The organism is Streptomyces sp. N50, from assembly GCF_033335955.1.
GTDB lineage: Bacteria > Actinomycetota > Actinomycetes > Streptomycetales > Streptomycetaceae > Streptomyces.
Window position 1 is genome coordinate 2,646,178 of record NZ_CP137549.1, and the last position, 24,979, is coordinate 2,671,156.

17 protein-coding genes, 3 tRNA genes and 2 pseudogenes are annotated in these 24,979 nt (G+C 69.9%); 16 read left to right on the forward strand and 6 right to left on the reverse strand.

Annotated elements, in window-relative coordinates:
- Positions 1 to 315: 315 nt before the first annotated feature.
- The 3 genes from R2B38_RS11565 (at position 316) to R2B38_RS11575 (ending at position 8,304) form a co-directional block, all read left to right on the forward strand.
- Complete coding sequence (locus tag R2B38_RS11565; protein ID WP_318016152.1) at positions 316 to 1,755, forward strand: lipase/acyltransferase domain-containing protein; 1,440 nt, start codon at positions 316 to 318, stop codon at positions 1,753 to 1,755.
- Positions 1,752 to 7,304 (forward strand): tetratricopeptide repeat protein, encoded by a 5,553-nt coding sequence (locus R2B38_RS11570; RefSeq protein WP_318016153.1) that lies wholly within the window; start codon positions 1,752 to 1,754, stop codon positions 7,302 to 7,304. Before R2B38_RS11565 ends, R2B38_RS11570 begins: the two co-directional genes overlap by 4 nt.
- Before the next feature lie 370 nt (positions 7,305 to 7,674).
- A complete protein-coding gene (locus R2B38_RS11575) occupies positions 7,675 to 8,304 on the forward strand; it encodes a CHAT domain-containing protein (protein ID WP_318016154.1) in 630 nt (209 codons plus the stop codon).
- Between the two features lie 26 nt (positions 8,305 to 8,330).
- Here the strand turns inward: R2B38_RS11575 and R2B38_RS11580 are convergent.
- Both R2B38_RS11580 and R2B38_RS11585 read right to left on the reverse strand, forming a co-directional pair.
- Positions 8,331 to 8,627 (reverse strand): annotated as a pseudogene (locus R2B38_RS11580) (PIN domain-containing protein); the annotation flags it as partial.
- A 36-nt stretch (positions 8,628 to 8,663) separates the two neighbouring features.
- Positions 8,664 to 8,853: pseudogene (locus R2B38_RS11585) on the reverse strand (type II toxin-antitoxin system VapB family antitoxin).
- 236 nt (positions 8,854 to 9,089) lie between these two features.
- Here R2B38_RS11585 and uppS point away from each other — a divergent pair.
- The 11 genes from uppS (at position 9,090) to R2B38_RS11640 (ending at position 21,285) form a co-directional block, all read left to right on the forward strand.
- Positions 9,090 to 9,815 carry a polyprenyl diphosphate synthase gene (gene uppS, locus R2B38_RS11590; RefSeq protein WP_318016155.1) on the forward strand — a complete coding sequence of 242 codons (726 nt, stop codon included), beginning with the start codon at positions 9,090 to 9,092 and terminating at the stop codon, positions 9,813 to 9,815.
- Between the two features lie 74 nt (positions 9,816 to 9,889).
- Positions 9,890 to 11,329 (forward strand): oxygenase MpaB family protein, encoded by a 1,440-nt coding sequence (locus tag R2B38_RS11595; RefSeq protein WP_318021651.1) that lies wholly within the window; start codon positions 9,890 to 9,892, stop codon positions 11,327 to 11,329.
- A gap of 94 nt (positions 11,330 to 11,423) precedes the next feature.
- The gene (locus tag R2B38_RS11600; RefSeq protein ID WP_318016156.1) at positions 11,424 to 12,680 is read left to right on the forward strand and encodes a cytochrome P450; all 1,257 of its coding nucleotides are present in this window, start codon (positions 11,424 to 11,426) and stop codon (positions 12,678 to 12,680) included.
- Between the two features lie 219 nt (positions 12,681 to 12,899).
- Complete coding sequence (locus R2B38_RS11605) at positions 12,900 to 14,120, forward strand: cytochrome P450 (protein ID WP_318016157.1); 1,221 nt, start codon at positions 12,900 to 12,902, stop codon at positions 14,118 to 14,120.
- 318 nt (positions 14,121 to 14,438) lie between these two features.
- On the forward strand, positions 14,439 to 15,587 hold the full coding sequence (locus R2B38_RS11610; protein WP_318016158.1) for an acyl-CoA dehydrogenase family protein: 1,149 nt from the start codon (positions 14,439 to 14,441) through the stop codon (positions 15,585 to 15,587).
- Between the two features lie 35 nt (positions 15,588 to 15,622).
- Positions 15,623 to 16,843: a GNAT family N-acetyltransferase gene (locus tag R2B38_RS11615; RefSeq protein WP_318016159.1), complete on the forward strand. Its 1,221-nt coding sequence runs from the start codon at positions 15,623 to 15,625 to the stop codon at positions 16,841 to 16,843.
- A complete protein-coding gene (locus tag R2B38_RS11620) occupies positions 16,831 to 17,346 on the forward strand; it encodes a type II toxin-antitoxin system RatA family toxin (RefSeq protein ID WP_318016160.1) in 516 nt (171 codons plus the stop codon). The genes R2B38_RS11615 and R2B38_RS11620 overlap by 13 nt, the downstream gene beginning before the upstream one ends.
- The gene (locus tag R2B38_RS11625; protein ID WP_318016161.1) at positions 17,343 to 18,602 is read left to right on the forward strand and encodes an aspartate aminotransferase family protein; all 1,260 of its coding nucleotides are present in this window, start codon (positions 17,343 to 17,345) and stop codon (positions 18,600 to 18,602) included. Before R2B38_RS11620 ends, R2B38_RS11625 begins: the two co-directional genes overlap by 4 nt.
- A 49-nt stretch (positions 18,603 to 18,651) precedes the next feature.
- Entirely contained in the window at positions 18,652 to 18,948 is a 297-nt protein-coding gene (locus R2B38_RS11630; RefSeq protein WP_318016162.1) for an acyl carrier protein, read from the forward strand.
- The gene (locus tag R2B38_RS11635; protein ID WP_318016163.1) at positions 18,945 to 20,207 is read left to right on the forward strand and encodes a beta-ketoacyl-[acyl-carrier-protein] synthase family protein; all 1,263 of its coding nucleotides are present in this window, start codon (positions 18,945 to 18,947) and stop codon (positions 20,205 to 20,207) included. The genes R2B38_RS11630 and R2B38_RS11635 overlap by 4 nt, the downstream gene beginning before the upstream one ends.
- A 49-nt stretch (positions 20,208 to 20,256) precedes the next feature.
- A complete protein-coding gene (locus R2B38_RS11640) occupies positions 20,257 to 21,285 on the forward strand; it encodes an SDR family oxidoreductase (protein WP_318016164.1) in 1,029 nt (342 codons plus the stop codon).
- A gap of 24 nt (positions 21,286 to 21,309) precedes the next feature.
- On the opposite strand, the gene R2B38_RS11645 is transcribed toward R2B38_RS11640, so the two are convergent.
- The 4 genes from R2B38_RS11645 to R2B38_RS11660 form a co-directional block, all read right to left on the reverse strand.
- Entirely contained in the window at positions 21,310 to 22,011 is a 702-nt protein-coding gene (locus tag R2B38_RS11645) for a response regulator (RefSeq protein ID WP_033284731.1), read from the reverse strand.
- A gap of 359 nt (positions 22,012 to 22,370) precedes the next feature.
- Positions 22,371 to 22,447 (reverse strand) — tRNA-Ile (locus R2B38_RS11650).
- Between the two features lie 178 nt (positions 22,448 to 22,625).
- Positions 22,626 to 22,698 (reverse strand) — tRNA-Asn (locus R2B38_RS11655).
- Between the two features lie 6 nt (positions 22,699 to 22,704).
- A tRNA-Asn gene (locus R2B38_RS11660) sits at positions 22,705 to 22,777 on the reverse strand.
- A gap of 157 nt (positions 22,778 to 22,934) precedes the next feature.
- Here R2B38_RS11660 and R2B38_RS11665 point away from each other — a divergent pair.
- Together R2B38_RS11665 and R2B38_RS11670 are read left to right on the forward strand one after the other, a co-directional pair.
- A complete protein-coding gene (locus tag R2B38_RS11665) occupies positions 22,935 to 23,240 on the forward strand; it encodes a YtxH domain-containing protein (RefSeq protein WP_318016165.1) in 306 nt (101 codons plus the stop codon).
- 173 nt (positions 23,241 to 23,413) lie between these two features.
- Positions 23,414 to 24,871 carry a xylulokinase gene (locus tag R2B38_RS11670; protein ID WP_318016166.1) on the forward strand — a complete coding sequence of 486 codons (1,458 nt, stop codon included), beginning with the start codon at positions 23,414 to 23,416 and terminating at the stop codon, positions 24,869 to 24,871.
- Positions 24,872 to 24,979 lie beyond the last annotated feature (108 nt).

The following is a 24,979-nucleotide window of genomic DNA, read 5'->3' on the forward strand; positions in this document are numbered from 1 at the left end:
GCCGAGCCAATTGGGCACCGATGGAAGGGAGTTGCCCTTTGCGACCGGCATGGAACCGTCGGGTTCGGGGTTGGTGGGGAGTTACGCCGATTGGTGTAGTCGTCCACCGAAGAGGTCGTCCATCGAAGAGGACGAGCACGGCAATGCCCCACGGGTGAGGATGATCGCGGCAGCCCAGCGAACGGCTTGGGGTTCGGCTCCGAATGCAACGAATCCCTGCCGAACGTGTCTGATCCGGCGCTATCTTCTTACCCTGATTGGCCGTCACCTCGACTCCACGTCCAGGTGACGCGCACGCGAAACGGGGGAACGTCGGTGGCTTCGCTCAAGCATCTTGTCGTCGTGGTGCCCGGAATCGGCGGAAGCGTCCTGCAATCGGCTGAGGGAGCCGCGCGTTGGGACGAGCACCGCAGGCGGTTCGTCGCCGCGGCCACCCGGCCCGCGCGGCTCGGCCTGGACACACATCCGGATCTGGTTCCGGTGGGGCTGATGCCGGACATCACCTTGGTCGGCCCGTGGGTCGTTCCGGGATACGACGGCCTCGTCCGCAGGCTCCGCAACCGCTTCGACGACGTGCGCGTGGATGTCGCGCGGCCCGGGTACGCCCCGGATCTGCGGGCGGACGTGGTGCTCTTCCCGTACGACTTCCGCCACAGCGTCCGCCACGCCGCCGAACGACTCCACAACGAGATCGGGGCACGCCTCGACGGCGAGCACACCGGCGCACGACGTCGGCGGGTGATCGTGGTGGCGCACTCGATGGGCGGGCTGGTCGCCCGCTACTGGCTGGGCCCTCTCGGCGGCGCGGCCGACTGCGCGGCCCTGATCACCCTCGGCACCCCGCACCGCGGTGCGCCGAAGGCCCTGGACGTTCTGGTGAACGGACTGACGGTGGGTCGCAAGCGACTGAACGGGCTCACGGACGTGCTGCGTCAGTGGCCGTCCGCGTACGAGCTGCTGCCGCGCTATCCGGCGGTCGGACAGCCCGGGGCCACGACGGCACTGGCCCCGTACGAACTGGCGACGGAGGCCACCGCAGCCCTCGATCCGGGGTTCGCGGCGAAGGCGAATGCGGCCTGGAGCGTCCACGAGGACATCGAGGTGTCCTGGAACAACCTCTACAGCGGTCCGAACTGCCCTGAGGTATCAGCGGTGTTCGGGCGGGGGCACAGCACGCTCCAGCGGGCCTTGCTGTCACCGACCGGAATCTCGGTGACGAAGGACGCGGCTTCCTGGCTGCCCAACACCGACTGGCACGGTGACGGCACCGTCCCCGCGATCTCGGCCATCCCCATCGAGCAGGAGGACAAGCGCGCCCGCAGGGCGGTCGCGGAACGCCACATGCCCCTGGTGTCCTCGTCCGTGGCGGTGGACATCCTGGCCGAGTACGAGGGGCAGTCCCTCACATCCGTACGCGGTAACGAACCGGATCGACCCTGGCTCGGGCTCGACCTGGACGAAGCAGCCCCGACCGGCCAACCGATCCGCGTCGGAGTAACCCTCAACGGAGCACCGGTGGAGGAGCGCACGGGAGTACAGGTCCGTGCCCGCGCACTCGACGGCGGCCAGGGCGGCGCCAAGTGGCAGCCGTGCACAAGGGGCGCGGACGGCAGCTGGCGGACCGAGCTGCCGCCACTGCCTCCGGGGACGTACGAGGTGGAGGCGTCCGCCGCCCATGTCCCGGCCGTGAACCGCTTGAACGCCAGGGATGTCCTGGGCATCGTCCGCACCGAGGACATGGACGTGACCCCATGAGCACGGCATGGCGGCGCTGGCCGAGCAACGATCCGAAGGCCCTGCTCGACTACGTCCAGCGCAAGCGCCACGGCGAGAACACACCGGGGACACCGGCTCAGCTTCTCGGCACGGACATGCCGGCCCCCGGGGACGGGCCCACGATCGATCGCACCCGCGCCCTGTACGAAGCCTTCGCCGCCCGCCGGATCGTCTACGCCGACGAGCCGACGACGAGCGATCCCGGCCGGCAGACGATTCGCCCGCCGTACGAGGTGCTGGCCTCGCCCCGGCACGGCACCTGCCTCGACCTGGCCGTCACCTTCGCCGGGGCCTGTCTGGACGCCGGGCTCCATCCGCTGATCCTCATCACAGCCGGAACCCAGGGCGGCCCAGCCCATGCCCTGGTCGCCGTATGGCTGGACGGCACCTGGTCCAACCGCGCCGACCGGGACTACCGCGCCGACGAACCGGACCCCGACTGGCAGACCCTGCCCCAGGACTTCCTCGACCACCTCGCGGACACGGAGGACGCCCCCGGCGCTTTCCTCGCCATCGACATCACCGGCGTCGCATCCCAGCCCGACGCCGCGGACCCCCGGCGACGGCAACAGCAGTCCTGGGCCGAGTCGGTCACGTACGGAGCCACACTTCTACGGCAGGCCGCCGACGAGAACCGCCTGAGCATCGCACTCGACGTGGGCCTGGGCTACGAGCAGGGCGAACCGCTGCCGCTGCCCGATCAACCCCGCACTCAGATCCTCACTGCTCCGTACCAGCCGATCCCCGAGGACAGCGACAACACCGGGCCGCTGAGGCTTCTTTGGGCCCGCCACGACGCCATCCAATTTCATCCCCGCGACGAACTCGACTTCCTCCAGGACTGGTTCCGCGCTCCCGACCCCGAAGGGCCCCGCACGCGCATCGCCCTGCTCCACGGCGTCGGCGGAGCGGGAAAGACCCGCCTGGCCGCCGAACTCGCCCAACGACTGGCCCACAGCGGCTGGTTCACCGGCTTCCTCGCACGCGACCCCGACCTCCAGGACTGCGCGTGGCTCAGTCGTGTCGCCTCCCCGCTCATGGTGGTCGTCGACTACGCGGAGGATCACAAGTCGGCCGACGTGATCAACACGCTGCGCACACTGCGGGATCGCGAACTGCCCACCTGTCTCCTGCTGACCGCGCGGTCCATCGGCGGCTGGTGGGACGAGGAGATCGCCAACGCGCTTGAGGACGACGGCCGACAACTGCTGGTGCAGCAACTGCCTCTGCCCGCCCGACATCCCCGCGAGACCGGCGTCTACCGCGCAGCACTGCGATCCTTCGGCGCAGCGGAGCCCATGGTCATGGGCAACAACCCACCGCCCAACCCGGACTCCGGCCGGTGGACCACCCTGGACCTGGTCATGCTGGCCTGGCTCAACGCCCGGACCGACGACGACGGCGAAACGCCCAGCTCCGAAGAGCGACTGTACGAAAGGATCCTCAAGCACGAACTCGATTACTGGGTACGCACGTACAAGTCCCAGATCGGTAAACCCTCCAAGCGGACAAGGGAGTTGCTGCGCGAGGCGGGGGCCTGTGTCAGTCTGCTCGCCCCACGAGAGGACCGGCTCGATCACGCGCTCACGGCCATCACCGAGCTCGGCAGCGATACCAAGCGACGTGACGAAGTGACAGCTCTCTTGGAGGAGTTGCTGCCCACGACGCCGGAGGACGGCACTGTCGCGGTGCGCCCCGACCCACTGGGCACCCACCTGGTGTCAGCCGTCTTCCGCACGAACCATGAGCTGTTCGGCGCATGCCTCAAGACCGCGGACACGGACGAGCAATTGAACGCCTGCGTGGGTGTGTCACGCCTCGCCACACTGAGCCGCGGAGCGGACGCCGACACGTTGGCGCAGACGGCCTTGGAAGCAGTCTCCGAACTCTGGCAGCCGGCGCTCTCCCTGGCCGCCGCGCAAGGAGGCCCGTTCGTCAAGGCTCTCGAATCGCTCGCCGCCGCCGAGACGACACCGCTGCCGCTGGCGGAACTCTCCGCCGCACTCCCGATCGGGCACAGCAATCTGCGGGGGCTGGCGCTGATCGCCACCGAACGTTCCCAGCCAGATGGCTTGGCGGACTCGTCCGAGGAGGTCTTGGCCGCACGTGCTGGTTGGCTCAACAACCTCTCCATCCGGCAGAGCGAGACCGGCGACCACCAGGCCGCACTCACCTCCATCACCGAAGCCGTCGACCACTACCGCACCCTCACCACCGGACCCAACGGCCCCGCCTACCTCCCCGACCTCGCCGGATCCCTCAACAACCTCTCCAACCAGCAGAGCCAAACCGGCAACCACCAGGCCGCACTCACCTCCATCACCGAAGCCGTCGACCACTACCGCACCCTCACCACCGGACCCAACGGCCCCGCCTACCTCCCCGACCTCGCCACCACCCTCAACAACCTCTCCAACCAGCAGAGCCAAACCGGCAACCACCAGGCCGCACTCACCTCCATCACCGAAGCCGTCGCCATCCGCCGCACCCTCACCACCGGACCCAACGGCCCCGCCTACCTCCCCGACCTCGCCGGATCCCTCAACAACCTCTCCATCCAGCACGGCAACACCGGCGACCAGCAGGCCGCGCTCACCGCCGCGACCGAAGCCGTCGACCACTACCGCACCCTCACCACCGGACCCAACGGCCCCGCCTACCTCCCCGACCTCGCCACCACCCTCAACAACCTCTCCATCCAGCAGAGCCAAACCGGCAACCACCAGGCCGCACTCACCTCCATCACCGAAGCCGTCGCCATCCGCCGCACCCTCACCACCGGACCCAACGGCCCCGCCTACCTCCCCGACCTCGCCGGATCCCTCAACAACCTCTCCGTCCAGCAGAGTAAGACCGGCGACCACCAGGCCGCACTCACCTCCGCGACCGAAGCCGTCGACCACTACCGCACCCTCACCACCGGACCCAACGGCCCCGCCTACCTCCCCAGCCTCGCCATGTCCCTCAACAACCTCTCCATCCGGTACAGCAACACCGGCAACCACCAGGCCGCACTCACCTCCATCACCGAAGCCGTCGCCATCCGCCGCACCCTCACCACCGGACCCAACGGCCCCGCCTACCTCCCCGACCTCGCCGGATCCCTCAACAACCTCTCCATCCGGCAGAGCAAGACCGGCAACCACCAGGCCGCACTCACCTCCATCACCGAAGCCGTCGACCACTACCGCACCCTCACCACCGGACCCAACGGCCCCGCCTACCTCCCCGACCTCGCCATGTCCCTCAACAACCTCTCCAACCAGCAGAGCGAGACCGGCGACCACCAGGCCGCACTCACCGCCGCGACCGAAGCCGTCGACCACTACCGCACCCTCACCACCGGACCCAACGGCCCCGCCTACCTCCCCGACCTCGCCATGTCCCTCAACAACCTCTCCAACCAGCAGAGCGAGACCGGCGACCACCAGGCCGCACTCACCGCCGCGACCGAAGCCGTCGACCACTACCGCACCCTCACCACCGGACCCAACGGCCCCGCCTACCTCCCCGACCTCGCCGGATCCCTCAACAACCTCTCCATCCGGCAGAGCGAGACCGGCAACCACCAGGCCGCACTCACCGCCGCGACCGAAGCCGTCGACCACTACCGCACCCTCACCACCGGACCCAACGGCCCCGCCTACCTCCCCGACCTCGCCGGATCCCTCAACAACCTCTCCAACCAGCAGAGCCAAACCGGCAACCACCAGGCCGCACTCACCGCCGCGACCGAAGCCGTCGACCACTACCGCACCCTCACCACCGGACCCAACGGCCCCGCCTACCTCCCCGACCTCGCCGGATCCCTCAACAACCTCTCCATCCGGCAGGGCCAAACCGGCAACCACCAGGCCGCACTCACCGCCGCGACCGAAGCCGTCGACCACTACCGCACCCTCACCACCGGACCCAACGGCCCCGCCTACCTCCCCAGCCTCGCCATGTCCCTCAACAACCTCTCCATCCAGCACAGCAACACCGGCAACCACCAGGCCGCACTCACCTCCATCACCGAAGCCGTCGCCATCCGCCGCACCCTCACCACCGGACCCAACGGCCCCGCCTACCTCCCCGACCTCGCCATGTCCCTCAACAACCTCTCCATCCAGCACAGCAAGACCGGCAACCACCAGGCCGCACTCACCTCCATCACCGAAGCCGTCGACCACTACCGCACCCTCACCACCGGACCCAACGGCCCCGCCTACCTCCCCGACCTCGCCACCACCCTCAACAACCTCTCCAACCAGCAGAGCGAGACCGGCAACCACCAGGCCGCACTCACCTCCATCACCGAAGCCGTCGCCATCCGCCGCACCCTCACCACCGGACCCAACGGCCCCGCCTACCTCCCCGACCTCGCCACCACCCTCAACAACCTCTCCAACCAGCAGAGCGAGACCGGCAACCACCAGGCCGCACTCCACACTTCCGACCAGGTGATCTCCGAATTCCCGTCTGGCCCCCAAGCCGAGTTGCTCGTCTCCCGCGCCGACAACTGGCGTCGCACACAGGATGACCATGCCGGTGCTATTGCGGATCTGATCTCCGCGGCACGACGCGCCGACGAAACCACCGACCCGACCTGGGCCGGACGCGCCCGTCGTTCAGTCCGAGATCTCATCGACACACTGCAGCAGGACTCGCAATGCCAACCGGCGCTGGAGCAAGCGCGCAAGCACTTGCCGACCTGGGCAAAGGGCGAACTCCTAGACGAGTCCGTCGAACGGTTCAACCAGTGGCTTTCAGCCCGGAGTTGGACCGAGCGTGAGGACTTCCTCAAGCAGACGTACGCGGTTCTCACCACACCGCAGGAGCAGGCTGCCCTTGAGATCTCGCGTGTGGTGTACCCAGAAGCCACCGCGCTCGCAGACCTTGCAGGCCTGATAACGGCCGCCGTAGAACACGGCCTTGACCGCATTCTGGACGAGCAGCGTGCATTCCACACCGCCACAGATCTGGTGAGGCAGTGGCTCGCTACCCTCACCTGGCCGGAAGACCTGGACTTCCTTGAGCAACACCCCGCTCTGGCCAGTGATCCTCTTGTCAGAGAACTACTCGGGTCCCTCTCGGACGATCCGGCCGCACATCAGCATCTGGGCATCCTCAGCCTCACGGAGCATCTGACCGTCCCGGACATCTACGATGCCGTGACCGACCCGTCGACAGCCGTGGATATGGCCATGGACTTCGTCGAGCAAGGGCAGCCGGACAGGCTCCCCTGGCTCCTTCTGGCGGTCCCAATGCTCACCCGCATACCTTTCGTCGCGCCCTACGTGATCGCGGTGCACCAGTTGTTCTTCCCGACAGATGAGGAAGGGCACGCCTCCCTGAGTCCCGTGGAACTCATGGGCCAGGCCGCCGAACAGGGATCCGAGGTTCAACGAGGAGCCGGTGCAGCGCGCCTGCGGTCCCTGGCCCGTCACCGACCGGAGCACGCCGCCGCGCTGGACGACCTCGCCAGCACCCTCACTACTGATCCGGCGGAAACCGCACCAACCGAAACCGCCGTCGATGCCGGATAAGCGGTCGCCCCGCGCCGAGCAGTTCCCCGAGTTGACGGCTGCCGAGATCACCCATCTCCGCAACCTGGGCCGGTCCGTCCGCTCAGCCCCCGGATACCGGGCCATACAGGACGCGCTCGACACCGCACTCAGAGCGGCACTGCGCCATCGGCATGAGGGAGTCGCCTGGCGCTCAATCGTCCGCGCGCTCGGGATAGCCGAGGAAGAACTCCAACACCGTTTGCGCGAAACGACAGACAAGCCGCACGAGCCACCTCGGCCGGCGATGGCAAGTCCAGGCCTGTCCGTCGGCCCCGAACACGACAGCCCCGCGTCCTCCGGACCAAGTACATCCTCGCGTCAGCACACCTTGGGTTCGATCTCCGCGTCCATGTCCCAGGACATGACCTTCTCGGGCACCATCCCGGCGCACGCAACTCCCAACCAAGGCACCATCGGCCTCACCGGCATCTCCCGCCGAGTCCTGTTCCTCTCCGGAGACCCTCGCCCAGGACGTAACGACTTCGGCTCCGAAGCAGCATGTATCCGGCAGGCTCTCGTCGGCAGCTTCGTCCAGCTCATCGAGATGGGGTCGGTCCAACTCGCCGAGATCTGCGCGGCATTGGAGCACCACACCCCCGCTGTTCTGCACATCGCGGCACACAGCGCTTTCGGCGGCGTCCATCTCACACAGGAGGGCAGTGACCTGTCCATCGCCTACAGGGACCTGTGCACGCAGATCGCTCGCGTTCGCTCTCCGCCCCGCCTTGTCATCCTGAACGTCTGCGACTCGACCGCAATGGCCGATCAGATGGCCCGGACGATCGCGGCGGTGATCAGCTGGCCATCCCCTCTCAGCGACGACCAAGCGCGGATCTTCACGAGGCAGTTCTACCGCTCCCTTGCCGGCCGACGGTCCATCGCCGACAGCTGCAAAGACTCCGAAGCCGCGTTGACCGGCCCTCACCCGGACTGCCCACCGCCCGTAGTGCACGGCCTTGCCGCGAACAGCGCCTTCTGAACCGTCTCCCCGTCGGCCCCGCGCGCTCAGGCCCGCACATCCCGCCACTGCACTCCCTTGAACACCCCGGCCACCGTCTCGAAGTCGTTGTCCACGTGGAGAACGGTGTGCCCGTGATGCACCGCCGTCGCACACACCAGCAGCTCGATCGGCCCAGCCGCACGATGCTGACCCCGCTGGGTCAGCTTGTACTGGGCCGTGTCGACCCAGCGCCAAGCGTTCTTCGGAACGGGCGCGAGCAGGCAGAGCGCGTCCAGTTCCTCTGCGAGCTCGTCGCGGTGGGACGGGCTGGTCGCCGAGTAGAGGAACTCGGTGCGTGTCGGCACGCCACAAAGCCGCGGTGTCCACCAGATACGTGATCACTCAAAGCCCTCGCGCCGGGCGCGCTTGCCCGCGTCGTGCGCCGCCGCGGCCTGCTCGAACTCACCCCGCGCACCGCGCGCGGCCAGCTTCTCCGCGGCCGCAAGCCTCTTGACTGACCCGCGCCACGTAGTCCTGAAGAGCCGCGTTGACGGTCTCCTTCTTCGTCGTGGCACCCATGAGCCGCATGACCGTCGATCCCAGCCATCGCTCCCGGCCGTCGCCCCACCCCGATTCGGACGGAAGTACCAAGAGTGAAGTCACCGAACTCTCACCTGGCACAACCCCCGTCGCTGACACGCTGGTTGAGGTGATCGGGTCAGCTCGGTGAGCTGTGCTGTCGGGGGGCGGGCGTGGCGGTTCGGCAGGCTGTTGGTGGTGCTGGTTCCGGTGCTCGTCGGGCGGGTGGCGAGGGGACGCGCGCGGTGCCTCGTCATGTCGCGTGTGTGATGGACGGGAACGGGCGGTGGGCGGCTCAGCGGTCGTTGCCTCGTACGTCCGGGCACCGTGCCGCGGAGACGACCGCGATCGACGTCATCGAGGCGGCGCGGGCGGCCGGAGTCGAGTGGCTGAGCATGTACGCGTTCTCGACCGAGAACTGGGGGCGTCCGAGCGCCGAGGTCGATTTCCTCATGCGGCTGGTGCGCCGGGTGGTGCGCAAGCACGCCCCGCTGCTGCACGCGCGGGGGATCCGCTGCCGCTTCCTCGGGGTCACCGATCCCCGCATCCCCCCGGCGCTGGCCCGGGACTTCGCCGACCTGATGACGCTCACCGCCGACAACCGCGGCCTGACGCTGACCGTCGCCTTCGATCACGGCGGGCGGCGGGACATCGTCGAGGCCGCGCGGTCGCTGATCCGCGACGGCGTGCCGGCCGACGGCGTGACCGAGCAGACCTTCGCCGCCCATCTGCCCTTCCCCGACACCCCCGATGTGGACCTGGTCATCCGTACCTCGGGGGAACAGCGCATCTCCAACTTCATGCTGTGGCAGGTCGCGTACGCCGAGTGGGTCTTCCCGCCGGTGCTGTGGCCCGACTTCCGCGCCCCGCACTTCCTGGAGTGCCTGCACGCCTACCGGCTTCGCGAACGCCGGTTCGGCGGTGTCCCGCACGGCCTCCCGTCCCTCCCGAACGGAGAACTTCGATCGTGACCGACGTGACCGACGTGACCGACGCAGGTTCCGGCATCCCCCAACAGCCGCGCCCAGCTGGAGACTTGACGCCCATGTTCGGCCCGGACTCCCACTTCGACGAGCTCCTCAACGATCCTCGCTGGGCCCTGGCCATCGTGCGGGCGACCGTACTGGAGGCCGCGCATCCGCAGGTCGGCGCCGCCCTGATCGACAGCTCCACGTTCGTCGCCCACCCTTGGCGCAGGCTGCAGAACACCTTCCTGAGCCTGCGGCGCATGTTCGGCGCCGACGACGACGTACGACAGCGGGAGGCGGCGCGGCTCAACCGGCTGCACGCGCGGCTGAACGGGACCGACGCCCGAGACCGGCCGTACGACGCGCTGGATCCCGCGACGCGTGCCTGGGTGGTGGCGACGCTGTTCGAGAGCACCGTCACCATGTTCCGGCTGAGCGGACAGCCCCTGGAACAGCGGGCCATGGAGAGGCTGTACGCCGAATTCCAGGCGTTCCTCGGCGCTTTGGGGGACGAAGCCGGTCAACTGCCCGCCACACTCCCCGAGTTCTGGCAGTACTACGACCGTGTCGTGGAGGAGGAGCTGGAGAACACGGAGGCGATGCGCGTCATCCTCTACAAGCTCTTCGACCACCTTCCCGCTCCGCCGCTGCTGACCAGTCTGCCCACCCTGTGGGCGCTCGGCCGCGCGGTCGGCGGTCCGGTCATCGGAGCCATCACCGTGGCCTCGCTGCCCGAGCCGTTCCGCCGCCGGGCGGGGCTGCCCGAACTGCCCGGCGCCCAGACGCTGACGCAGAGCGCGTACCTGACCGTAGGACTGGCCCGTTTCCTGCCCGCCGGCTGGATCCGGGCCGAGAACATCGCCGACCTGCTGGCGCTCACCCCCGACAGCGACGACCCCCGCGCCCGGACCGTCCGCGCCCTGCACGACAAGATGAAGCGGGCCGGCGCCTTCCTCCGGCTCGTCACGCCCTTCGGCGCGGAACCGGAACCGGGACCCGGACCGGAGTCCGCCGCATCCGGAGGGATCCGGCGCGACGCGGAGGAGTTCTTCCGCGAGGTGCTGGACCAGACCGGCGACGGCTACGTGGACTGGCCCGACCTCGCCGCCATGGCCCGCGAGCTGTCCACCCGCCTCGACCTCGACGAGCCCGAGGAGACCAGGCTCTACAACGCCTACGCCGACTGGTGGCGGGAACTCCAGAGCGCCCTCGACACCGACGGCGACGGCCGCGTCAGCGCCCAGGAGTACGCCGCGGCCACCCCGTCCCTGGCCGGACCCGCGCTGATCAGGGTGGCGGAGGTCCTCTTCGACGCCACGGACAAGAACGGCGACCAGCGCATCGACGCGGACGAGTACCGGGCCCTGTTCCGGACCGCGTTCCGTCGCGAAACCACCGGCACCGGCGGCGGTACCAATGGCGCGTACACCCGCAGCGCGTTCGTCAAGGACTTCCTGTCCTTCATGTCCGGCCGACAGCGCTCGACCCCGTACGACCCGCTGCTCGCCCAGGCGTGATCACGCGCCGCACGTGACCGGCACATGGATAGTGGCCAGTAGGCAGTAGTCAGTAGTTGCCGGTCGGACAGTTCCGGCCTCCGGGAAGGAACTCATGACGCATCGGGCCAAGGACACCGCCGCCACAACCACAACCACCGCCACCGCGATCCTCGAAAGCCTGCTCAGCGACGAGGGATCAGCCGACCCCTTTCCGCTGTTCGAGCAGGCCCGGGCGCTCGGACCCGTCCTGCCCACCGACGACGGCACCCTGCTGGTGACCGGCTATCCGGAGGCGGAACGGCTGACCCGCGACCGCGCTTTCGGGATCCTGAGCGGCGAGACGCGCGAACCGACCGGCCCCGGCGTCACCGGGCATCTGTCGCGGCGGATCGTCGGCGCCTCCCTCCTGGAGACCGACCCTCCCCAGCACACCCGCCTCCGTTCCTTGGTCGCGTCGTTCTTCGCGGCCCGCAGGATCCCCGCGCTCGAACCGCTGATCGCGGCGGCGGTGGACGACCTGCTCGACGAGATGGCGGAGCGCGCGTACCCCTCCGGCACCCTCGACTTCATGGAGGCCTTCGCCTCCCGGCTGCCGATGAGCGTGATCTGCGAGCTGATGGGCGTACCGAAGGAGGACCGGCACCGGTTCCGCGCCCCCGCCTCGGCCCTCACCCGCTCGCTGGAGATCGTCACACCCCCCGAGGTCGTACGGACGGCCGACACCGCGGCGGCCGAACTCGTCGAGTATTTCTCGGACTTGGCCGCCCGGCGTCGCGCGGAGCCACGGGACGACCTCGTGAGCGCGCTGTCAACTGCCGCTGCAGGGACGGAGTCCCGCCTCAGCGAGCACGAGATGCTGTCCATGTTCGTCCTCCTTCTCGTGTCCGGTTTCGAGACGACCTCCCATCTGCTCGGCAACGCCCTCGCCCTCGCCCTCCAACACCCGCTGGCGGCCGATGAGTTGCGCGAGGGCCGGACTCCCGCCCTCGGATTCACCGATGAGGTGCTGCGCTTGGAGGCCTCCGTCCAGTACGCGGCCCGGGTGCCGCTCCGCGAAGGGCTCGACGTCGGCGGGGTACCCGCGCCCCTCGGCACGGTCGCCCTGGTGTTCCTCGGGGCCGCCAACCGTGACCCGAGGCGGTACGACCGTCCGGTGGAGTTCGACCCCCTGCGCACCGGCCCCCAGCCGCTGGCCTTCGGCGGCGGCGCCCACTTCTGCCTGGGCGCCCCGCTCGCCAGGCTGGAGGCGAGCGTGGCACTGCCCGCGCTGCTGCGGCGCTTCCCCGGTCTGCGCCTCGCCGGGGAGCCGGTCCGGAGGTACGGATTCATGCTGCGCGGTTACGAGGAACTGCCCGTCGCACTCGGCTGATATTCGCACTGCCGTTCCCCGCCTCCTTCGTTACGGGCACGTATTGCCACCCAAACCCCACGTAAGCAGACAGAACACTCAGAGTGCGCTTGAGGGGATAGTTAAGCTGCAATGCGCTAATAGGCCGCATAACGAAGCATTTCTTTTCTCTCCTCCGTAAGTATCCGTAGGCAAGGGAGAGACGAAAAGGAAGAGACGAAAAGGACCGGAGAGGGCCAGGTGGATCCGGAAACGCTGTTGTTCTCGATGTTCACCCCGGAGGGCAGGGTCAACTCGTACCCCGCACTCGCGGAATTACGGCGGACCGAACCCATCTACTACCACCCCGGATTCAACACGTATTTCCTGACGCGATTCGCGGACTGTCAGGCCGTCCTCACCGATCCCGCATTCCTGGTGCCCGATCTCGACTGGTGCGCGCGCGAGGTACCCGACTGGCGTGACCGACCGAGCGCGGAATTCTTCTACTCCTCGCTGCTGCGCAGCAACGGCACGGACCACGCGCGGCTACGGCGGCTCGTGGGCGGCGCGTTCAGCGCGCGCCGGGTCGCCGCGCTGCGGCACACCGTGCGGGACATCACCGCGCGCCTGCTCGACGACTTCGCCGACGCCACCTCGGACGGCGGCAGCGCCGACTTCCAGGAACTGGTGGGGTATCCGCTGCCCGTCACCGTCGTAGGCCATCTCATCGGGGTGCCCGTCGAGGAGCAGGGGCAGTTCCACGGGCTGGGGCAGGACGCCGGGCGGCTGCTCGAACCCGTCCGGTCCCCCGAGGACTGGCGGCGCGCCGACCTCGCCGTCGTAGCACTGCGCGCGTACTTCACCGGCCTCATCGCCCTGCGCAGGGCGCGGCCCGCCGACGACCTCACCTCGATCCTGCTGGCGGTACGGGACGCCGACGACGGGCGGCTCTCCGAGGCCGAACTCGTCGACATCCTCGTGCTCGTCCTGATCGCCGGTTTCGAGACCACCGCCGGGCTCCTCGGGCTCGCGGTGCACGCGCTACTGGCTCACCGGGACCAGTGGGACCTGCTCGTGAGCGGACCCGAACTGGCCGCGCGGGCCGTGGAGGAGAGCCTGCGCTGGGACACCCCGGTGCAGATGACGGAGCGCATCGCCGCCGGGCCCGTCGACGTGGCCGGGGTGACCGTCCCCGAGGGCGCCAACGTGACCACCGTGCTGGCCGCCGCCAACCGCGACCCCGAACGCCACGCGGACCCCGACACGTTCGACATCCGGCGCGACGACATCAAGGTGCTCGGCTTCAGCGCGGGACTCCACTACTGCCTCGGCGCGGCGCTCGCCCGCGTGGAGGCCGCCGAACTCCTCGAACAACTCCCCAGACGCTTCCCGACCTTGACCGCATCCGGCCCGCCCCGCCGCCGCGAGTCCATCAGCCTACGGTCCTTCGAGAAACTGCCGCTGACGGCGAACGTCTGACGACGAACGCATGACGACGAACGGCTGACGCCACCCACCACCGCCTGGGTCACCCCACCGCTCGAATCCGACCGACTACCCGATCCGGACTGCCCGTCCAGATCCGACCAGCCGTCCAGATCCGCCCGACCACACGGCTCCGCCCTCCCACCCGGACGCGCCCCTCTCCCCTCACCTTCCAGCTCACCTCACCCCCAACCCCCAGGGGCGCGGGGAACTGCGCGCCCAGCCCCCACCCACCCGCACCCCGCACACAACCCAAACCCCCACCCCCGCCCCGGCCATCCCCCACCGCCCCCGCCGGACGAGAGGCACCCCGTGAAGTTCCTGCACCACGAACGCGCCACCGTAGAAGCCCTGTTGCCAGGCCTGGACGCGGCCCTGACCCGACTCCCGCTGGCGGAACTGGAGCGCACCCCGAGCCCCGCCATCGCCGAGTTCCGCGCGGCGGGCGGACCCGGACTGCTGGTGCCCACCGAAAACGCGGGCATCGGCGCCACCCCCCTCCAAGCCGTGCGGGTACAGCGAGCCGTCGGCTCCCGCTGCCCCTCGCTCGCGGTGGCGACGACCATGCACCACTTCTCGATCGCGGGACTCGTCCAGGCCGCCGCGTACGGCAACGGCACCGGCACCGGCACCGGCGCGGAAGGCCTGCTGCTCGAAGCCATCGCCAAGGAAGGGCTGTTGCTCGCCTCCGGATTCGCCGAGGGCAACACCGGCCAGAACATCCTCGCCCCGCACATCACCGCCCACCGCACCGCCGGCGGAAGCATCGTGCTGAACGGCAGCAAGATGCCGTGCAGCCTGTCCCGTTCGATGGACCTGCTGACCGCGTCCGTGATGATGAAGGACGAGGACGGGGTCGACCGGCTCGCCGTCGCCCTGATCCCGGCCGGATCACGGGGACTTGAGGTACGACCCTTCTGGAGCTCCCCCGTCCTCGCGGGTGCCGAGAGCGACCAGGTCGTGCTGACCGATGTCGAACTCGACCCCGCGATGGTGGTGTTCACCCGGGTCACCGCCGACGCCGTCCCCGACGAACTGAACATCGCCGGCTTCCTGTGGTTCGAACTCCTGCTGACCGCCGGGTACATCGGGATCGCCAGCGCCCTCGTCGAGCGGGTCCTCGACAAGGCCGGCGGCCCGCAGGACCCGACGCCCTTCCTGGTCGACATCGAGGCCGCGATGCTCGGCGTCGAGTCGGTGGCCCGGGCCATGGACACGGAGGCGTGGAGCGAGGCGCTGCTCGTCGACGCCCTGTCGGCCCGGTACGCGGCGCAGGACGCCATCGCCCGTACGACCACGGCCTGTCAGGCGGCGCTCGGCGGCATGGCGTTCATCACGGCGCCCGACAGCACGTACCTCGCCTCCGCCGCCACCGGTCTCACCTTCCACCCGCCGTCCCGGGCTCGTATGGGCGCGCCCCTGCGGGAGTTCCTGAACGGCGCCCCCCTGCGGATCGGTTGAGCCCGGTGCTGACGACGAACAGGAGCGGGCTGCCCATGGAGCCCGCCGCCGACACCGCCTGCCGGGTCGAGGTACTGCGCTCGATCGACTTCCTGCCGGAGTCGGTCTGGCACGAACTCGCCCCACCGGACGACCCGTTGTGGTCCCGTACCGTCTTCGAGGCCATGGAGGGCGGCGCCATCGGCCCGGCCGGCTATGCCTACCTGGTGGTCCGCAGAGGCCCGCGCACCGAGGCCGTACTGCCCCTGGCGCTCTTCCGGAACCTACGCCTCGACGACATCGTCGGCTCGCGCGAGCGCCAACTCCTTCGCCCCGTGCGGAAGTTGGCACCCCGCCTGCTGCGGGTGCCGATGCTCTTCTGCGGGAACCTCCTCGGCCAGGGGCATGTCCTCAGCGCCGGGCCGCTCACCGACGAGGTCAGCCGACTGCTGGTCGACGGCGTGCTCCGGTTCGCGCGAGCCGAAGGCCTCGGCACCGTGGTCTTCAAGGACTTCACCCCGGCCGGTCTCAACCCGCTGCGCACCGCCCTCAGTTCGGCGGGCTTCTTCCCCGCGCAGAGCATGCCCGACACCGAACTCCCGCTGTCCGCAGCCTCGTTCGACGAGTACGTCGAGCAACTCCCCGCCAAACCAAGGCGCAACGCGCGCAGCAACCTCCGTAAGTTCGCCGCCCATCCGGGGCTGCGGATGGAGACCGTCGAGGACTTCCGCCCGCTCGTACCGCAGATGCTCGGCCTCTACCGGCAGGTCATGGACCGGGCGGACCAGCGGCTCGACGTCCTCGACGCCGGTTTCCTCACCACTCTCGCGGCCTCCCCCGGGCCGGACCGACGCCTCGTGGCCTGCTTCGACGGCGAACACGGCGACCGTCTCGTCGCCTTCCTGCTCTGCCTGTTCAGCGGTTCCGGCGCCACCGGCGCGCGCATCGGCCTCGATTACACGCTGGCGCACGAGGCCCGGCTCTACCACAACGTGCACTACGCGGCGGTCCGCCTGGCCCTCGACACGGGCTGCCGCCACATCCGCTTCGCGCAGACCGCGTACACCCCCAAGATCGAGTTCGGCTGCCGCCTGATCCAGCAGTCGTACGCGATCACTCATCTACGTCCGCTGCCGCGCGCGGTGCTGCGCCGGCTGCTCCCCGCCGCCCTAGCGGCGGCACGGACCCAGGCGCTCGGCCCGCATGTGCCCGCGCGGGCCACACGTCCCCCGAGCCGCCCCGACCAGGAAGGTGCCCCCTCCGCATGCCCCGAGTAGAGGTCGAACTCCCCATCGCCGTACCGCCGGAGACCGCGTGGGCCGCCGTCGTGGACGTGGAGGCCTTCCCCGCGTGCATGGACAGCGTGGACTCCGTCACGATCACCCGGCGGACCGACGACCGGCACCGGACGAGCGCCTGGGCGGTACGGCTGAAGGGTTCCGTGCTCCAGTGGACCGAGGACGAGGTCCTCGACCCGGTCGCCCGGCGCTTCGACTTCCGCCAAGTCACCGGCGACCTGGGGGAGTTCGTCGGTCACTGGGCCGTACGGCCCGCGCCCGGCGGGCACAGCACGGTCTGTCTGGACGTCACCTTCGACATCGGCATCCCGCTCCTGGCCGACCTGCTCAACCCGGTCGCGGCGGACGCCCTGCGGGAGAACGCCGCCCAGATGCTGTCGGCGCTGGAACGCCAACTGCTGGCTGCTGACGCCCAGTTGAGCGCACCGCTGAGTGTCCCGCCGCCCACCCGCGAAGCCGAAGAGGAACCCGACCTCGTATGACCACGACCGTCCAAGCCCCCTCCGACACCTTCGACCTGATCCGGCGTCACCTCTCCCCCCGGCTCTCCCTGACCGGTTCGTTCGCGGGCCGGGGCGCCACCGAGGTGTCCGGCGACGGCTGCCGGGTGACGCTGTCCGACGGGCGTACGGCGCTCGACTTCGGTTCGTACGCCGTCACCCTGCTCGGCCACCGGCACCCGGACGTGCTCGCGGCCGTACGCGAGCAGCTCGCCGCGATGCCCACCTCGACCCGCAGCCTCGCCAACCCCACGGCCGCCCGCGCCGCCGCGCACCTCGCCGAGTACTTCCAACAGGCCCTGCCCAAGGTGTACTTCGGGCTCAACGGCGCCGACGCCGTCGAGGTCGCCGTCAAACTCGCGCGCCTGGCCAGCGGACGCGGCCGGGTCGTGGCGGTGGAGGGCGGCTTCCACGGCAAGTCGCTCGGCGCGCTCGCACTCACCCACAGTCCGCTGTACCGGCGGGGTCTGCTCGGTACGGCCGTCGATGTCGTCCACGTCCCGGCCGACGACCCCGGCGCCGTGCTGCGGGAGGTCAGGGGCGGGGAGGTGGCCGCGGTCGTCTTCGAACCCGTCCAGGGCGAGAACGGCGCGGCCGTGCTGTCCGTCGAGGTCCTGCGCCAGTGGTGTGCCGACGCGGCACGCTACGGCACGTTCACCATCGCCGACGAGATCCAGTGCGGGCTGCGCCGCTGCGGGGAGCGTTCCGTCGCCCTCGCGGCCGGGCTGTCCGTCGACGCCGTGCTGGTCGGCAAGCCGCTGGGCGGAGGGGTCGTACCGCTGTCGGCCCTGGTCTGCTCCGAGGAGTTGTACGCCCCGCTGAGCGCCGACCCCTTCCTCCACTCGGCGACCTTCGGGGGCCACCCGCTCAGCTGCGCGGCGCTGCCCGCCGCGCTCACCGCGATCGAGGGGGCGGCCGAACACGGCGGGCGCATCGCGGCCGCGCTGGACGCTGCCCTGGCCGAACTCGCGGGCAGGCACGGTGAGTTGATCGCCGGGATCCGTGGCAGGGGCCTGCTGCGCGGGATCGACTTCACCAGTTCCGCGGTGGCCGGCTCCGTGGTGATCGAGCTGGCCGGTGCGGGCTTGCTGGTGTCGCCGTGCCTGGGGCGCCCGGGCACCGTACGGCTGCTGCCGCCCCTGGTCAGCACCGAGTCGGACATCGCGGAGGCGGCTGACATCCTCGACACGGCGATCGGCTTGGCGGCACGGAGCGGCGCGCCGGGTGACCGGCCGTAGGGCTCCGCATGTCGCCAACTCCCGCACAGCGCACAGGAAAGAGACACGTATGGACCGCACGGATCTGAAAGACACAGACCATGACACGCCGGTGCTCGGCCGGGCCGAGCTGTCCCTCACCGTAAGGACAGCCGTGTCGGACGTCCTCGGCACCGAGGTGGACGACATCGACGAGACGACCGACCTCGGCAACGACTTCGGCATCGACAGCCTGGAGTTGATGGATGTCGGCGCCCGGCTGGAGAACGTCCTGCGGGTCAAGATCCAGATCTCCGACCTCGTGGAGGCCAGGACCGTCGGCGACGCCGTCGACCTGCTGGAGCGGCGCATGGGGAGGCCCGTATGAACGGCACCTCCCCTTCCGGGCGAACCCGGGTCGTCGTCACCGGACTCGGGGTCAGGTCGCCCGCGGGCAACGACGTCGAGGCGGCGTACGCGCGGCTGCTCTCCGCCGAGTCGGCAGCCGCCGTAGCGAAGCATCTGGTGGAGGCGGAGCCTGAGGTCGCCGTCGAAATGGCGTGCCTGGTACCGGAGTTCGACATCGAGCCGTACGTCACGCGGCGGGAACGGCGTCAACTCGACCGGGCCGCCGAGCTGTTGCTCTGCGCCGCCGTGGACGCGGTGTCCGACGCGGGCGAGTTGGCCCTCGCCGACCTGCCGTCCTCGCGGGTGGGTGTCCAGGTGGGTACGGGGATGGGCGGCCTGGGGACGATGGAAGGGACCACGCTCGACTACGGCGCGAATCCGATGGCGATGCCGGTGCACACCGTCCCCCGGACCATGGCGAACTCGGCGGCCTGCCGGGTGGCGATGCGCTACGGCTTCCGCGGCAACTGCGCCACCTACGCCACCGCCTGCGCGAGCGGCACCACCGCCGTCGGCGAGGCCGCCCGCCGTATCCGGTACGGGGAGTTGGACGCCGCGGTGGCGGGCGGGGTCGACGCGCCCGTCACGACCACCATCGTGGGCGCCTTCGCCAAGATGCGGGCCCTGTCCCGGCGTTGCGACGAACCGGACCGGGCCAGCCGCCCCTTCGACACCGACCGCGACGGCTTCGTCATGGGCGAGGGCGCCGCCGTACTCGTCCTGGAGCGACGCGACCTGGCCCTCGCCAGGGGAGCCAGGATCTACGGCGAGATCACCGGCTACGCGGCCAACTGCGACGCCTTCCACATCGCCGCGCCGGACCCGGAGGCGGCCACGGCGGCCGAGTGCATGCGGCTGGCCATCGCGGACGCGGGGCTCTCACCGGCCGACATCGGGCACATCAGCGCGCACGGTACGTCGACGGTGCTCAACGACCGGTCGGAGGCGACCGCGGTCCACCGGTGCTTCGCGGGACAGTCGCCGCCGCTGACCGCCGTCAAGGGCGTGAGCGGTCATCTCATCGGCGGATCAGGCGCGTTGGAGGCGCTGCTGGGGCTGCTCTGCGCCGAGCGGGGTGTCGTCCCGGCGATCGCGAACACGCTCGGCAGCCCCGAGGCCGACCTGGTGGACGTGGTGATCGGCAGGCGCCGCACGATCGCGCCCGGGCGGCCCGTGCTCTCCAACTCCTTTGGTTTCGGCGGGCAGAACGCGTGCCTGGTCCTTTCGCCGTCGACGTGACCGACGCCCGCTGAAAGCTCCCTACTCGACTCACGGAACGGTCAACACCATGCGAACCCTTGTCACCGGCGCCACCGGTGTGGTGGGCACCGAAGTCGTCGACCGGCTGCGCGCGGATCCCTCCTGCCCCGAACCCCTGACCGGGGTGGCCAGACGGGCGCCGGACGCGGAGGTGACGGCCTGGAACATCGGGAGCGAGCCGCCACCGCCTGCCCTGTCGGGCCACTGGGACGTGATCGTCCACACCGCGGCCTCCACCCGCTGGACGATGAGCAGGGCGGAGGCCGTGGCGGCCAACGTGGACCCGTTGCGGGCGGTACTCGCGCTGGCCGACGCGGACACTCATGTCGTCCATGTCTCGACGGCGTACGTGGCGGGGGCGCGGGCCCAGGAGGACCTGCGGGGACCGGAGTTCGAGGGGTACCGCAACGGCTACGAGTGGTCGAAGGCGGCCTGCGAGTCGCTGGTGCGGGAGGAGCACGCGGGGCCGCTGACGATCGTGCGGCCACCGCTGATCGTGGGCCGGCGCGACGACGGGCGGATCGCCCGCTTCTCCGGGCCCTACACGATCATCCACGCGCTGGTGTCCGGCCTGGCCGCGGTCGTCGTAGGCGATCCGGAGGGTTACGCGGAGATCAGTCCCGTCGACGAGGTGGCGGAGGCGGTCGCCGCGGCGGTGCTCGCCGCTCCCCCGCTCACTCCTCGCGTCGAGGTGATCGCGGGCGGCGGCGGGAGTCTGCGCCTCGCCGAGATGATCGGCATCGCGTGCCGGACCCTGAACGAGTTCCGCGCGCTGCACGGCGTCGCCGGTATCGAGCAGCCCCCGTTCGTCCCGCCCGACACCTGGAACCGCTTCTTCCTGCCGCTCGCGGACCAGTACCTGTCACCGTTCCAGCACCAGGCGGTCCAACTGCTCGCCATGTTCCAGAGCTACACGAGCATGGCAGTGCCCTTCGAGCCCACGCGGACGGTCCACGACCCCGGGGCCGTCATGGAGACGGCGGTACGGCACTGGGCTGCGCGGAAACCCCGGCTGGCGCTTGCCCGGCCCAATCCTTGGACGTTGGTCGGGGTGTGAGGGGGGCACGGCGTGGCCCGGAGTTCACCTCGTGGGGCGGTCGCCGGTGTGCGGCTGCTCCAGCTGTGAGGCCAGGACCGCGGCCTGGACCCGGCGCTGGACACCGAGCTTGGCCAGCAGCCGGGAGATGTGGTTCTTGACGGTCTTCTCGGAGAGGTAGAGGCTCTTGCCGATCTCGCGGTTGGTCAGCCCGTCCCCGATCAGGGCGAGGATGTCCCGCTCGCGGGGGGAGAGACTCGCCAACTCGGGTGAGACGGTGGGAGTTTCGGCCGGATCGGCACGCAGTGAGCGCATCAGGCGAGCCGTGGTCGCGGCGTCCAGCATCGACTGGCCCGAGGCGACCGTCCGCACCGCCTGGACCAGGTCGGAGCCTCTGATCTGCTTGAGGACATAGCCCGAGGCCCCGGCCATGATCGCGTCGAGCAGGGCGTCCTCCTCGTCGAACGACGTCAGCATCAGACAGGCCAACTCCGGCATCTGGCTGCGCAGTTCGCGGCAGACCGTGATGCCGTCACCGTCCGGAAGACGTACGTCGAGCACGGCGACGTCCGGGCGCAGCGCCACGCAGCGGACGAGCGCGTGCTCGACGGTGGCCGCGTCGCCGACCACCGAGATGTCCGGTTCGGCGTCGAGGAGGTCGGTGACGCCGCGTCGTACGACCTCGTGGTCGTCCAGCAGGAAGACACGGATCGGGTGCTGCTCCGTGAAGGTGCGTGACTCGGCCATGACGACCCCTCGTTCCCCGGTGGCGGACGGCCTGCGGGTTGCCCGTGCGGACGATCATTGCTCGCCCGGCCCGGATGCACCAGGGCCGACCGGCCCCAGTCGCCCTCACCGGACCGGGCTGTACGCGGAGAGGCACTCTCAGGCATCAACGGCTGTACCGCTGGTCTCGAAGAACGAACCCGCGCCCGCCTTTTCTCGGTCGGCCCGCACGCGGTCAGATCCGGCTGCCGGCGCCGTACGGGGCGGGCGGCGACTTCTCCCCGCCTGCCCCACTCAGCGGACAGCGGCTTCAGTCCGTCGGCCCGAAGTCCCGATTCCGAACGCCTGATGAGACGTTTCCGCAAGGCGTTGGACGTGCGTGGTGGGGCGGGTGGGACTCGAACCCACGGCCGACGGATTATGAGTCCGCTGCTCTAACCGGCTGAGCTACCGCCCCATTACGGCGCGTCGCGCACATTTGTACGCGCCGTCTGCCGCAGCATAGCCGCTCATACGATCTCCTGCTTCGGATGGTCGACTTCGCACGACCATGAGGACTGCGGCCTGCCGCGAGCGGTTCCGGGGGACATGAAAAAGGACCCCAACGGGGTCCTCATCACTGCTTCCTCACTGCGCTCTCCCGACTGGACTCGAACCAGTAACCTGCCGGTTAACAGCCGGCTGCTCTGCCAATTGAGCTACGGAAGACCGAAGCTCCCCCGACTGGACTCGAACCAGTAACCTGCCGGTTAACAGCCGGCTGCTCTGCCAATTGAGCTACAGGGGAATGCCTCGTTGCATCGAACGTACCGCCCTGGGTATTCGCCAGGGGGCGTGTGCTCGCTGCGACACATACATTAGCGCAAGCAGGGGGGTGCTCCGCCAATCGGTTCCCCCGGCCCCGGTGCCGCGCCGGAGATCTACGCAAGGGAAGGATGGCCGTCATGCGCTACAAGCTCACGTTCGTCGTCGGACTGGCTCTGGGTTACGTGCTGGGCACGCGGGCCGGACGCGAGCGCTACGAGCAGCTGAAGAAGTCGGCACGTCAGGTCGCGCAGAACCCCGCCGTCCGCAACACCGCCGAGACGGCGGCACAGCAGGGCCGCCAGTACGCGGGCAAGGCGTACCACGCGGTCAGCGAGAAGGTCGGCGACCGCATGCCCGACTCCGTCGCGGACCGGGTCCGCTCGCTCCGCGACCGCAACACCAACGGCACGGGCGGGGACGACTGGGGGACGAGCAATACGTAACGGCGCATGTCTCCAGGAGGGCGAGTGCACGCCCTGAGGGGCGCGGGGCTGTGTTCATTTGCGGCTCCGCCGCGCGGTGCGACCAGCCACAACGGACCCGCGCCCGCCCCACGGCACGCACCCCTGCGGCTTGACGGCCAAACCCGGCGGAGCGATGCGGCAGAATTTCCGCCATGGGGATAGTCGCCGGGTTGGACAGTTCGCCCGATTTCACTCGTATCGTCGTCTGCGACACGGACACGGGGTCCGTGCTCAGGCAGGGATATGCGCCGCATCCGGTCGAATCCGAGACCGAGGGCGGCGGGCGGCCCTCCGATGTCGATCCACAGGCCTGGCTGTTGTCGCTGGGCGAGGCGGCCGGCGGGGGGCTGCTCGAAGGCGTGCAGGCCATCGGTGTGTCCGCGCAGCAGAACGCGCTCGTGCCGCTGGACTCGCAGGGCAACACCGTGCGGCCCGCGATGGTCGGCGGTGACAAGCGGGCGCAGGTCGCGGCGGCCGATCTGATCGACGCGCTCGGCGGGCGCGAGGCGTGGGCGCAGGCGGTGGGTTCCGTACCGCAGGCCGCGCAGCCCGTAACCAAGCTCCGCTGGCTGAACAGGACCGAGCCCGACAACGCCCGGCGTACGGCCGCGCTGCTGCAGGCTCATGACTGGCTGGTGTGGCAGCTGCTCGGGCGGCCCGTGCGCAGGACGACCGACCGGGGTGGGGCTTCCGGGACGGGCTACTGGTCCGCCGCCAGTGGTGGCTACCGGCCCGATCTCGTCGAACTCGCCCTCGGCCACCAGGCCATGCTCCCCGAGGTGATCGGCCCCTCGGACGCGGCCGGTACGACCCCGGAGGGGCTGCTGATCTCCGCCGGCACCGGCGAGACCATGGCCGCCGCGTTCGGGCTCGGGATCGGGTTCGGGGACGCGGTCGTGTCGCTCGGGGCCTCCGGGTCCGTGATGGCCGTGCACCACGAGGCGCTCGTCGATCAGAGCGGGATGATCACCTCGCTGGCCGACGCGACCGGGATGCATCTGCCGGTCGTCACCACGCTGAATGCCGTACGGACCCTGCGCGGAGCCGCCGAGCTGCTCGGGCTGCCCGATCTGGAGAGTCTGTCCGAGCTGGCGATGAAGTCGACGCCCGGGGCGCACGGGCTGGTGTTCCTGCCGTATCTGGAGGGTGAGCGGACGCCCAATCTGCCGCACACCGCCGGGACGTTGGCCGGGCTGCGGCGGGAGTCCATGAAGGCGGAGCATCTGGCACGGGCCGCGTTCGAGGGCATGCTGTGCGGGCTCGCGGACGCGCTGGACGTGCTGCGCGGCCGGGGCGTGGCCGTACGGCGGCTCTTCCTGCTCGGGTCGGCGGCCGAGCTGCCCGCCGTGCAGGCGGTGGCGCCCGCGCTCTTCGGGACCCAGATCGTCGTACCGCAGCCCGCCGACTACGCCGCGCTCGGCGCCGCCCGGCAGGCCGCGTGGGCGCTCGGTGTCTCGCAGGGCACCCTGGACCCGCGCAACCCGCCGCCCTGGCAGGGTCCGGTCGCCCAGGTCTTCGAGCCCGGTGACGAACTGGCCGTAGGACAGGCCGTGCGGCAGCAGTACGTGTCCGTACGGGAACAGACCCATCCGGGCGCGTTCCGCTCGTAGGTACGTACCGATGTCGGCGCGGATAAGGCACTCAAGGGTGCATAAGGGGCCGTAGGGCAGTGCTGTTGGCTTAATCGGTTGAGGTAACGCGGGTGGAGTGTCCGACGA

Bases quoted from the DNA above. Each gene is read 5' to 3' on its own strand.
- R2B38_RS11600 (WP_318016156.1), top strand. From the start codon at position 11,424: ATGACGCATCGGGCCAAGGACACCGCCGCCACAACCACAACCACCGCC.
- R2B38_RS11575 (WP_318016154.1), top strand. From the start codon at position 7,675: ATGTCCCAGGACATGACCTTCTCGGGCACCATCCCGGCGCACGCAACT.
- R2B38_RS11645 (WP_033284731.1), bottom strand. From the start codon at position 22,011: ATGGCCGAGTCACGCACCTTCACGGAGCAGCACCCGATCCGTGTCTTC.
- R2B38_RS11635 (WP_318016163.1), top strand. From the start codon at position 18,945: ATGAACGGCACCTCCCCTTCCGGGCGAACCCGGGTCGTCGTCACCGGA.
- R2B38_RS11630 (WP_318016162.1), top strand. From the start codon at position 18,652: ATGGACCGCACGGATCTGAAAGACACAGACCATGACACGCCGGTGCTC.
- R2B38_RS11665 (WP_318016165.1), top strand. From the start codon at position 22,935: ATGCGCTACAAGCTCACGTTCGTCGTCGGACTGGCTCTGGGTTACGTG.
- R2B38_RS11620 (WP_318016160.1), top strand. From the start codon at position 16,831: ATGCCCCGAGTAGAGGTCGAACTCCCCATCGCCGTACCGCCGGAGACC.
- R2B38_RS11640 (WP_318016164.1), top strand. From the start codon at position 20,257: ATGCGAACCCTTGTCACCGGCGCCACCGGTGTGGTGGGCACCGAAGTC.
- R2B38_RS11615 (WP_318016159.1), top strand. From the start codon at position 15,623: ATGGAGCCCGCCGCCGACACCGCCTGCCGGGTCGAGGTACTGCGCTCG.
- R2B38_RS11570 (WP_318016153.1), top strand. From the start codon at position 1,752: ATGAGCACGGCATGGCGGCGCTGGCCGAGCAACGATCCGAAGGCCCTG.
- R2B38_RS11595 (WP_318021651.1), top strand. From the start codon at position 9,890: ATGTTCGGCCCGGACTCCCACTTCGACGAGCTCCTCAACGATCCTCGC.
- R2B38_RS11625 (WP_318016161.1), top strand. From the start codon at position 17,343: ATGACCACGACCGTCCAAGCCCCCTCCGACACCTTCGACCTGATCCGG.
- R2B38_RS11670 (WP_318016166.1), top strand. From the start codon at position 23,414: ATGGGGATAGTCGCCGGGTTGGACAGTTCGCCCGATTTCACTCGTATC.